Genomic DNA, 230 nt, shown 5'->3' with positions numbered 1-230 from the left:
GTGATGACCCTGGTCGTCCTGCTCTTCGCGGCGCTGCTCCAGGCCGGCGTCGTGATCCACACGCGCATCGTGATGATCGACGCCGCCTCCGCCGGCGCCCGGTACGGGGCGCTCGCGGACCGGAGTCCCGAGGACGGCGACCAGCGGGCTCGAGAGCTGCTCTCCTCCGGCGTGCCCGGCCAGACCGGGGCCGACGTCGCCGCGGAGCTCACCAGCCAGGACGGGGTCCC

The 230-nt window shown here is 74.8% G+C and carries 1 protein-coding gene; it reads left to right on the top strand.

Translation table 11 applies throughout. The annotated features are described in order from the left end of the window. A partial coding sequence (locus KVS67_RS13635; protein WP_217565604.1) for a TadE/TadG family type IV pilus assembly protein occupies window positions 1-230 on the top strand: 230 nt, incomplete at both ends.

Origin of the sequence: Micrococcus sp. GbtcB5 (assembly GCF_019091605.1) — a bacterium.
GTDB lineage: Bacteria > Actinomycetota > Actinomycetes > Actinomycetales > Micrococcaceae > Micrococcus > Micrococcus luteus.
The sequence above is the reverse complement of the archived record's forward strand: the minus strand, read 5'-3'. Positions and strand labels throughout refer to the sequence as shown.